This is a genomic window from Bradyrhizobium sp. UFLA01-814 (assembly GCF_046718885.1).
Taxonomy (GTDB): domain Bacteria; phylum Pseudomonadota; class Alphaproteobacteria; order Rhizobiales; family Xanthobacteraceae; genus Bradyrhizobium; species Bradyrhizobium elkanii.
In genome coordinates, this window is the sequence record NZ_JAQOSR010000260.1 from 1 (window position 1) to 8,627 (window position 8,627).

Genomic DNA, 8,627 nt, shown 5'->3' on the forward strand with positions numbered 1-8,627 from the left:
GCTCAAGCCGGCCGGCACGGAGAATGCGACCGGCGTCATCACCGCCGCGTTCCTGAAGGATGCGAGCGATCCGGCCTGGAGAACGGAGCAGGGCGGCTGGCACAGCTTCCTGGACAAGTATACCAAAGCCGGCGGCAAGGATGACGCGGCGGCAGTCTACGGCTATGCCGCCGCCGAAACGATGGTCGAGGTGCTCAGGCAATGCGGCAACGACCTGTCGCGTGAGAACGTCATGAAGCAGGCTGCGGCGCTCAGGGATTATCAGGCGTCCGCTCTGCTCCCCGGCATCAAGATCAACACAGCTCAGTTCCGACCGGTCGAGCAATTGCGGTTGCTTCAGTTCGACGGCCGCAGCTGGCAGCCGATCGGTGATGTGCTCGATACGGCGTTCGCCGGTTCGGGCGGGAAATAGCGGCGATCAGGAGAAGCCGTACAAGCCGCGCCCAATCGTTGCAGGCCCTCGCTCCTGCTGAAGCGCAAGGGCGAGTTGTGGTGCTACGTCGCTGGGACCGGCGGGCCGGTCTATTGCGGGAGGGCGCGCGCCGCTCGGCGCCGACGGGGCTTCGAAAGAGACGCGACTTCGAAAGTAATAACTTGTTGCGCGAATGGCACAGGAGCTCCCGGCCAAATCAGGTACATTGATACTGTATTGAAAAACTTTTCATCACCCGGAGCATTGCGTTGGCGTCAGACGCAGTCAGTCTGGCTGATACAACAAGCGTAGCGGACGCGGCAGCTGCTACAGCGCCTTTTCGCGTAAAGATCGTGACACGCGACGAAATCGCCGGTTGTCCCGCTTGGGAGGCCAGTTTCGCCGACCTGCGCAAGGATCACCGTTACTACGAGATCCTGGAGGATACGCTTCGCGAGCGTGTCGAATACCGGTACTTCGCGATCATCGACCGGGCGGGCTGTCTCCACGCCGTCCAGCCGTTTTTTCTTCTCGACCAGGACGTTCTCGAAGGACTCGGAGCGGAATGGCAGCCGTTGCTGGCGCGCATCCGACGCTTCGTTCCCGGGTTTCTCAGAATGCGCACCCTGATGGTCGGATGCTTCGCCGGGGAAGGGCATCTTGCGGGATCAAGCACGGTGCCGTCCGGCAAGATCGCGGAGCTTCTTTGCAGCGAAATCGTCACTCTCGCAAGATCGTGCCGGGCGCAGCTCATCGTCCTGAAGGAATTCCCCGCGCGCTATAGGCCGGTGCTGGATTGCTTCGTCCGGCGCGGTTTCGCCCGCGCGCCGAGCATGCCGATGACGGCGCTCAATATCGAGCACGACGACTTCGATGCCTACATGCAAAATGCGCTGCCGCGGTCGGCGCGCTGGCAGCTCCGCAAGAAATTCAAGGCAACCGACGGTGAAACCATCGCTCTTACCGTCACCGACGACGCAAGGGACGCCGTCGACGAGATCTATCCGCTCTACCTGCAGGTCTTCGATCGCTCGAAATTCCGTTTCGAGAAACTGACAGCCGACTATCTCCGCCGGCTCGGCAGCGACATGAAGGACAAGGTCCGCTTCTTCATCTGGCGCCGCGGTGGGAAGGTGATCGCCTTCAGCCTTTGCATGGTGGAAGGCGACAGTCTGTTCTGGGAGTATGTCGGCCTCGACTATGCTGTCGCGCTCGACCTCCATCTTTATTACTACACCATTCGCGACATGATGAATTGGGCGATCGCCAACGGTTACAGGTGGCTTCGAAGCACGGGGCTCAGCTACGAACCGAAATTCCGGATGCGGCATGACCTCGATCCGCTCGACCTCTATGTGCGGCTTCGCTCTCCGCTTCCGAACGCGATCTTCAGGCTCCTGTTGCCCTGGATCGTCCCGGCCCGCTATGACAAGACCCTGCGCAAGTTCGCGAACTATCGCGAAGTCTGGTAGCAACCGATAGGCGCGGCGCTATTCCAGGCCGATCGGGTGCGCCTTCTAAAGCCCCACCGCGGCAATCACGATCGGCATCGTGACCGCGGCCAAAATCGTCTGCAGCGTGATGATCTGGGCGAGCAGCGGCGCGTCGCCGCCCATCTGGCGCGCCAGCACATAGGCTGACGGGGAGGTCGGCACCGCGGCGCAGGCCGCGACGATGGCGAGGTTGGACCCGGTGACGCCGAACCACACCGCGAGCGCGACCGTAAGCACCGGCATCAGCACGAGTTTCAGCACCAGCGCGATGCTGGCGGCCAGGCTGGGCCGGAAGATGCCTTCCAGATGCAGCCCGGCCCCGGTGACGAGCAGGCCGATCGCCAGCGACGAGCCGCCGAGCGCGTCGGCGACGTCATGCCAGATCTGCGGCAGCGGGATGTGCGCGACATTGATGACGAGCCCGATGACGCAGGCCCAGATCAGCGGGTTCTTCACGACCGTCATCACGATGACGCCGGTCGACCGCTTTTCCGACGAGGCATATTTCGCCAGCACGGCGACGCTGAACACATTGACCAGCGGGATGATCGCGACCATCGCGACCGAGGCTAGTGCAAGGCCTGTGCTGCCATAGAGATTGCGCGACACCGATAGCGCGACATAGGTCTGCCAGCGGGTCGCGCCCTGGAAGATCGAGGTGAAGGCGGGGCCGTCAACGCCGGCGCGGGCCAGCGGGCCGCGCAGCGCGAGACAGAACAGCGACATCACCAGCGCCGCGAGCAGCAGCGCGCCGCCGACGCCCGCGACCGGCACCTTGGTCAGGTCGGCCTTCACCAGGGTCTGCACCAGGAGCACCGGGAACAGCACGTAATAGGTCAGCTGCTCCAGCCCGTGCCACTGCGTATCGAGCTGCATCAGCGTGCGCTTCAGGACGAAGCCGAGCACGATCAGGAGGAACACCGGCAGCAGCGCCGCGATCACCACGGCCATGGTCAGCGCTCTCCGCGCAGCTTCGCGAGCCGGTCCAGCGCACCCTGCAGGATGAAGATCGCGGCGTGCTCGTCGATCACCTCGGCGCGCCGGGCGCGGCTGACGTCCATTCCGATCAGCTCGCGCTCGACCGCCGCGGTCGAGAGCCGCTCGTCCCACAGCCCGATCGCAAGCGCGGTGAGGCCGGCGAGGTTGCGGGCAAAGGCCCGGGTCGATTGCGCGCGCGGGCCTTCGCTGCCGTCCATGTTGATCGGCAGGCCGAGCACGAAGCCGACGGCGTTGCGTTCGGCGGCGATCGCGAGCAGCCGCGCCGCGTCGGCCTTGAACTGCTTGCGCTGGATGGTTTCGACGCCGGTGGCGAGCCGCCGGTCCGGATCGGAGGCGGCGACCCCGATGGTCTTGGTGCCGAGGTCGAGGCCGACAAGCGCGCCGCGCTCGGGCCAGTGCGGCGCAGCTTCGACCAGGGGAAGGATGGGGGCGGGCATGCCCTTGCGATTAGCACGCAGCCGCGCGCCGAGGCAAAGCCCGGCTGCGGGCAGGCGTCCATGCGAAAACGCCGGTCAGGCGGCGATCACCCGCTCGTCGCCACCGAGGCACGCGGCCAGCCCCTGCAACGCGCTGTACTGATGCGCGGTGCGGCGCTGGATGAACAGCGTCTCGACATGCGCATGCTGCGGATTGAGCTTGTGGATGTTGATGTCGCGCTGGACATGGTCGCGCTCGACGACGGCGCGCGGCAGCAGGGTGACGCCCATGTCGGCGGCGACGCAGCCGACCATGCCGTCGAGCGTGCCGAACTCGAAGCGGGCGGCCGACGGCCAGCCGAACTCGGTGAACACCTGTTCGAGACGCTGCCGGTAGGTGCAGCCGGTGCGGAACACCAGCGCGGTCGGGCCCGACTCCGGCGTGCCGGCGCGCAAGGCGGCCAGCGATTTCCAGCGCTGCGCGGTGACCAGCACCAGTTCCTCGGTGAAGGCGGATGTTGCTGACAGTTCGGCATGCTCGATCGGACCGGCGACAAAGGCGCCATCGAGCGAGCCGTCGAGCACGGCGGCCACGAGGTCCGCGGTCGGCGCGGTGCGCAACGTCAGGCGCACCGCCGGATAACGGCGATGAAACTCGGCGAGCAGCGCCGGCAGCCGCACTGCGGCGGTGGTTTCCATCGAGCCGATCGACAGCGGACCCTTCGGCTCGCCATCGTCGCGCGCAGCGAGCACGGCTTCGCGCGACAGCGCCGCCATGCGCTGCGCATAGGGCAACAGGCGGCGGCCGGCGCCGGTCAGCGACATGCCGCGGCTGTGGCGCTCGAACAGCGCGGTGCCGATCTCGGCCTCCAGCGCCTTGATGCGCTGGGTGACGTTCGACTGCACGGTGTTCAGCTCGTCGGCGGCCCGGGTGATGCCGCCGAGCCGGGCGACGGTGGAAAAGGTGAGCAGGTCGGTCAATTCCATCTGGGACCACCGTTCTGATTTAGAGATGGTAGCGTTCTCTAGTATTCATTATCCGAGAATGTTAGGCCCGCTTAGGCTGCAAGTCCAGAACAGCAAGTCCAGAACAGGGAGCAAGCGCATGCCGATCAGCACCGAATTGACGGCTCGTCTGGGCGTCGAGCATCCGATCCTGCTTGCGCCGATGGACACGATTGCCGGCAGCGGGCTGGTCAAGGCGGTGAGCAATGCCGGTGGCTTCGGCATTCTGGGCGGCGGCTACGGCGACAAGACGCGGCTGCAGACCGAGACCGCGAAGCTGAAGGGTTTTGCAAAGCCGTTCGGCATCGGCTTCATCACCTGGAGCCTCGCAAAGCAGCCCGAGCTGATCGACATCGCGCTGGATGCGCGGCCGCGCGCAGTGATGCTGTCATTCGGCGATCCCGCGCCGTTCGCGCCGAAGATCAAGGCCGCAAGCGCGCTTCTGATCTGCCAGGTGCAGAGCGAGGAGATGGCGCGGCAGGCGCTCGATTGCGGCGCCGACATCCTGATCGCGCAGGGCACCGAGGCGGGCGGTCACGGCGCATCGCGCACCACGCTCGACATCGTGCCGGCGATTATTGATTTCGCGGCAGGGCGCGTGCCTGTGGTGGCGGCCGGCGGCATCGCGGACGGGCGTGGCCTCGCGGCGATGATGATGCTCGGCGCATCCGGCGTGCTGATGGGAACGCGCTTCTACGCCAGCGTTGAGGCCGACGCGGCCGAGCAGGCGAAGCAGCTGATCTGTGCGGCAAAGAGCGGCGAGACGGTGCGCGGCGTGGTGTTCGACTGGTCGCGCAAGCTGATGTGGCCGGCGCCATTCACCGCGCGTTCGCTTGCCAACGATCATCTGCGGCGCTGGAGCGGCCGCGAGATCGAGCTGATGCAGCGCGCTGACGAGGTCGCGGTGGAGTATGCCGCCGCGAAGGCCGCGGCCAATTTCGATGTCGCCGCGGTGTTCGCCGGCGAGTCCGTCGGCCTGATCCATGATATCGTTCCGGCGGCCGAGATCGTCGGCCGCATCGTCGCCGAGGCCGAGCAGTCGCTGCAGGGCCGGCGCAACTCTCTTTCCTCTTTGACCTGAACAAGTGCGAGACACACCATGTGGCCGGACCGTCGATTGATCGATCGCTTCAAGACCGAATTCCCGATCGTGCTGGCGCCGATGGCCGGCGTGATGGATGCGGAGCTGGTGATTGCGGTGGCGCAGGGCGGCGGGCTCGGCTCGCTGCCATGTGCGATGCTGTCGGCCGAGAAGGCGCGCGAGCAGGTCAACATCATCCGTCAGCGCGTATCAGCGCCGGTCAACCTCAACTTCTTCTGCCACAAGGCGGTCGACGCCGATCCGGCGCGCGAGGCGAACTGGCGGCTACGGCTGGCGCCGTATTATCGCGAGCACGGCCTCGATCCGAATGCGCCGATCAACGCGGCGAACCGCGCGCCGTTCGATGCGGCGTTCTGCGCCGTGGTCGAGGAGTTGAAGCCCGAGGTCGTCAGCTTCCATTTCGGCCTGCCTGAGGCAAACCTGCTGCAGCGGGTGAAGGCCACCGGCGCCACCGTGATGTCGTCGGCAACGACGGTGAAGGAGGCGATCTGGCTCGAGGAGAACGGTGCCGACGTTATCATCGCGCAGGGCGCCGATGCCGGCGGCCATCGCGGTATGTTCCTGACCGACAACATCGCCGAGCAGCCCGGGACGTTCTCGCTGCTGCCCCAGGTGGTGGATGCGGTGAAGGTGCCGGTGGTCGCCGCCGGCGGCATCGCCGACGGGCGCGGGATCGCAGCGGCGTTCGCGCTCGGCGCCTCCGGCGTGCAGGTCGGTTCGGCCTATCTGCGCTGCCCGGAGTCCAAGGTGACGGCGCAGGCCCGCGTCGCGCTGGCGCAGGCGAGCGACGAATCCACCGTCATCACCAATGTGATGACCGGGCGCCCGGCGCGCGGCGTCGCCAACCGTGTGATGCGCGAGGTCGGGCCGATCTCGCCGGACGCGCCGGCGTTCCCGCACGCAGCGACCGCCCTCGGACCGTTGAAGGCGGCTGCCGAAAAGCAAGGCAAGGTCGATTTCACCAATCTGTGGGCCGGGCAGGCGGTGCGGATGGGCAAGGAAATGCCGGCGGCCGAGTTGACCCGCGCGCTGGCCGGCGCCGCGCTGGCGCGGATGGCGGCTCTGTCTCAGGCCTGACGCGCGGCCTCGTTCAGACCAGGCAGGCCAGGTAGAGGATCGCGACCCCCAGCGCCGTGCCGATTGACCAGAGGGCGGGGTCCCAGCCCTCCGGGCGGGGGCTGCCGTTGAGCATTGACATGACGCGCTCCGAACTTTTTGTTTGGGTGGAGTAGGCGCCGTAAATGTTTCGGGACGACTTCGCGGCGGCCGCGAAGTGGTTTCATCGTGCGTTTCGCAGCCGGAATGCGTGGCAGGATGTCTTGCCGAGTCGCCGGATGGGCTCCAAGGCCCCGTCGGGCGGGCAAATTCGCGCGGTTGCGGCGCAAAACCGGCCTCTGCTATACGGCAGGCTGACCTTTCAGCCCCGAGGCCCTATATAATGTCCGTAGACGCCACGACCGTCCGCCGCATCGCGCATCTGGCGCGGATCGCGGTCAGCGACGCCGAAGTTCCCCATCTCCAGGGCGAGCTGAACGCGATGTTGGCCTTTGTCGAGCAGCTGTCGGAAGTGAATATCGACGGCGTCGAGCCGATGACCTCGGTGACGCCGATGGAGATGAGGAAGCGCGCCGACGTGGTCAATGACGGCGAGATCGCCGACGTCATCGTCCGCAACGCGCCCGACACCGTGAACGACTTCTTCCTGGTGCCGAAGGTGGTCGAGTAACGCAAGCAAGGCGTTTTCGAGCGAAGTGGATACCGGTTCGCGTGAAGAAAACGCGTCAAACAAAAGCGACAAAACCCAATGTGTCTGCTGTGCGACGATGAGAAGGCCTACAAGGCCTATATGGACTTCCTCGATGCCATGGAACGCAAGGGGAAGGTCGCCGATCCCAACGCGGCGATGGACGCCGTGCTCGACCATCTTGAGGCGCTCGACGCCGCCCGCGCCAAGGAAAATGCCAAAGCCCGCCAAGACGACCCCGCCAACGACAAGACCCTGTCTCCGTTCTTCTGCAGCCCGATCAATAAATGACTGATTTGACATCGCTGACGATCGCCGAGGCCCGCGAGGGCCTGGCGAGCAAGTCTTTCACCGCTCGCGAACTGACCGATGCGCATCTCGCCGCCATCGAAGCCGCGCGCGTGCTCAATGCCTATGTGCTCGAAACGCCCGACCGCGCCCGCGAGATGGCCAGGGCCGCCGACGCGAAAATTGCAAAAGGTGAGGGCGGACCGCTCGCCGGCATCCCGCTCGGCATCAAGGACCTGTTCGCGACCCGCGACATCAGGACCACGGCGTGCTCGAAGATCCTCGGCAATTTCATTCCGCCCTACGAGTCGACGGTGACTTCGCAGCTCTGGCGCGACGGCGCTGTGCTGCTCGGCAAACTCAACAATGACGAGTTCGCGATGGGCTCGTCCAACGAGACCTCGTGCTTCGGCCCGGTCACCAACCCGTGGCGGCGTGAGGGCTCCAACACCACGCTGGTGCCGGGCGGCTCGTCCGGCGGCTCGGCTTCGGCGGTGGCGGCGGCTCTCTGCATGGGCGCGACCGCGACCGACACCGGCGGCTCGATACGCCAGCCCGCCGCGTTCACCGCAACCGTCGGCATCAAGCCGACCTATGGCCGCTGCTCGCGCTGGGGCATCGTCGCCTTTGCGTCCTCGCTCGACCAGGCAGGCCCGATCGCGCGCTCGACGCGCGATGCCGCGATCCTGATGCGCTCGATGGCGGGGCACGATCCCAAGGACACCACGTCGGTCGACATCGCCGTGCCGGATTACGAGGCCGCGATCGGCAAGTCCGTGAAGGGCATGAAGATCGGCATCCCCAAGGAATATCGGCTCGACGGCATGCCGGCCGAGATCGAAAAGCTCTGGAGCGAGGGCGCGCAGTGGCTGAAGGCGGCCGGCGCCGAGCTCGTCGAGGTGTCGCTGCCGCACACCAAATATGCACTGCCGGCCTATTACATCGTGGCGCCGGCCGAGGCCTCGTCGAACCTCGCGCGCTATGACGGCGTGCGCTACGGGCTGCGCGAACCGGGCAGGAACATCATCGAGATGTACGAGAACACCCGCGCCGATGGTTTCGGCGACGAGGTGCGCCGCCGCGTGCTGATCGGCACCTATGTGCTGTCGGCCGGCTACTACGACGCCTATTATCTGCGTGCGCAAAAGGTCCGGACGCTGATCAAGAA

Annotated in this window: 10 protein-coding genes; 7 read left to right on the top strand and 3 right to left on the bottom strand. The window is 66.0% G+C overall.

Translation table 11 applies throughout. From position 1 onward, the window contains the following. Window positions 1–412 (top strand): ABC transporter substrate-binding protein (locus PMN64_RS40535; protein WP_411784793.1); only part of this gene is annotated, 412 nt, incomplete at its 5' end. Between the two features lie 353 nt (window positions 413–765). Next, a complete protein-coding gene (locus tag PMN64_RS40540) occupies window positions 766–1,884 on the top strand; it encodes a GNAT family N-acetyltransferase (protein WP_411784794.1) in 1,119 nt (372 codons plus the stop codon). A gap of 45 nt (window positions 1,885–1,929) precedes the next feature. On the opposite strand, the gene PMN64_RS40545 is transcribed toward PMN64_RS40540, so the two are convergent. From PMN64_RS40545 to PMN64_RS40555, 3 genes are all read right to left on the bottom strand, one after another. Next, window positions 1,930–2,856, bottom strand: coding sequence for an AEC family transporter (locus tag PMN64_RS40545; protein WP_411784795.1), 927 nt, complete (start codon window positions 2,854–2,856; stop codon window positions 1,930–1,932). 2 nt (window positions 2,857–2,858) lie between these two features. Further along, complete coding sequence (gene ruvX, locus PMN64_RS40550) at window positions 2,859–3,341, bottom strand: Holliday junction resolvase RuvX (protein ID WP_411784796.1); 483 nt, start codon at window positions 3,339–3,341, stop codon at window positions 2,859–2,861. A gap of 75 nt (window positions 3,342–3,416) precedes the next feature. Next, window positions 3,417–4,307 carry a LysR substrate-binding domain-containing protein gene (locus PMN64_RS40555; protein ID WP_411784797.1) on the bottom strand — a complete coding sequence of 297 codons (891 nt, stop codon included), beginning with the start codon at window positions 4,305–4,307 and terminating at the stop codon, window positions 3,417–3,419. A 58-nt stretch (window positions 4,308–4,365) separates the two neighbouring features. On the opposite strand from PMN64_RS40555, the gene PMN64_RS40560 reads away from it, so the two are divergent. The 5 genes from PMN64_RS40560 to PMN64_RS40580 all read left to right on the top strand — a co-directional run. Continuing rightward, on the top strand, window positions 4,366–5,406 hold the full coding sequence (locus PMN64_RS40560) for an NAD(P)H-dependent flavin oxidoreductase (RefSeq protein WP_411784798.1): 1,041 nt from the start codon (window positions 4,366–4,368) through the stop codon (window positions 5,404–5,406). Between the two features lie 18 nt (window positions 5,407–5,424). Continuing rightward, window positions 5,425–6,504: an NAD(P)H-dependent flavin oxidoreductase gene (locus tag PMN64_RS40565; protein ID WP_411784799.1), complete on the top strand. Its 1,080-nt coding sequence runs from the start codon at window positions 5,425–5,427 to the stop codon at window positions 6,502–6,504. A gap of 361 nt (window positions 6,505–6,865) precedes the next feature. Then, the gene (gene gatC / locus PMN64_RS40570) at window positions 6,866–7,153 is read left to right on the top strand and encodes an Asp-tRNA(Asn)/Glu-tRNA(Gln) amidotransferase subunit GatC (protein ID WP_016843980.1); all 288 of its coding nucleotides are present in this window, start codon (window positions 6,866–6,868) and stop codon (window positions 7,151–7,153) included. A gap of 78 nt (window positions 7,154–7,231) precedes the next feature. Then, window positions 7,232–7,462, top strand: coding sequence for a hypothetical protein (locus PMN64_RS40575; protein ID WP_279706456.1), 231 nt, complete (start codon window positions 7,232–7,234; stop codon window positions 7,460–7,462). Further along, a partial coding sequence (locus PMN64_RS40580; RefSeq protein ID WP_411784800.1) for an amidase occupies window positions 7,459–8,627 on the top strand: 1,169 nt, incomplete at its 3' end. The genes PMN64_RS40575 and PMN64_RS40580, both read left to right, overlap by 4 nt.

What these genes read in the sequence shown, in the direction of transcription:
- PMN64_RS40555 (WP_411784797.1), bottom strand. Translation starts at nt 4,307, where the DNA reads ATGGAATTGACCGACCTGCTCACCTTTTCCACCGTCGCCCGGCTCGGC.
- PMN64_RS40565 (WP_411784799.1), top strand. Translation starts at nt 5,425, where the DNA reads ATGTGGCCGGACCGTCGATTGATCGATCGCTTCAAGACCGAATTCCCG.
- PMN64_RS40560 (WP_411784798.1), top strand. Translation starts at nt 4,366, where the DNA reads ATGTTAGGCCCGCTTAGGCTGCAAGTCCAGAACAGCAAGTCCAGAACA.
- ruvX (WP_411784796.1), bottom strand. Translation starts at nt 3,341, where the DNA reads ATGCCCGCCCCCATCCTTCCCCTGGTCGAAGCTGCGCCGCACTGGCCC.
- PMN64_RS40575 (WP_279706456.1), top strand. Translation starts at nt 7,232, where the DNA reads ATGTGTCTGCTGTGCGACGATGAGAAGGCCTACAAGGCCTATATGGAC.
- gatC (WP_016843980.1), top strand. Translation starts at nt 6,866, where the DNA reads ATGTCCGTAGACGCCACGACCGTCCGCCGCATCGCGCATCTGGCGCGG.
- PMN64_RS40545 (WP_411784795.1), bottom strand. Translation starts at nt 2,856, where the DNA reads ATGGCCGTGGTGATCGCGGCGCTGCTGCCGGTGTTCCTCCTGATCGTG.